This window comes from Siccirubricoccus soli, assembly GCF_024178315.1.
GTDB classification, from domain to species: Bacteria; Pseudomonadota; Alphaproteobacteria; order Acetobacterales; family Acetobacteraceae; genus Siccirubricoccus; species Siccirubricoccus soli.
The window spans coordinates 1-385 of sequence record NZ_JAMZIK010000322.1; the positions used below are offsets into that span (position 1 = coordinate 1).

A 385-nucleotide genomic window follows, 5' to 3' on the forward strand; every position below is an offset into this window, starting at 1 on the left:
GTGGAAGTTCTTCAAAGGATGAAAAATACTCCAAGCTGAAAGCCAAATACAAGAAACTCAAAGCTCAAATCAAGAAAATGAGTGAGAAGAGTCTTGTGGCAAAAGACTGGGCTGAAAGTGCCACATCATCTGAAGATGAAGTCTTTGAAGATGCTATTTGTTTGATGGCCAAGGAAGCAACAAGCAAGTTTGCTGAGGACATGGCCAAACTTCAAGTTTGCTGATGACATGGCTAAACTTCAAGAACAAAACAAGCACTCAGCGTGGGAACCTTCCATGGCCCATAAGGTATCAAACTTCTCTTCTTACCCTCAAGCTGAACAAACTCAGATCCTTTCCATGCTTACAAATGATCTCCATCTCCAACACCATTACCATAAGGAAC

1 protein-coding gene is annotated in these 385 nt (G+C 41.6%); it reads left to right on the plus strand.

What is annotated here, in order from left to right; translation table 11 throughout:
• On the plus strand, positions 1–224 hold a 224-nt coding region (locus tag NJ376_RS28575), incomplete at its 5' end, for a hypothetical protein (protein WP_252956729.1).
• Positions 225–385: the final 161 nt, after the last annotated feature.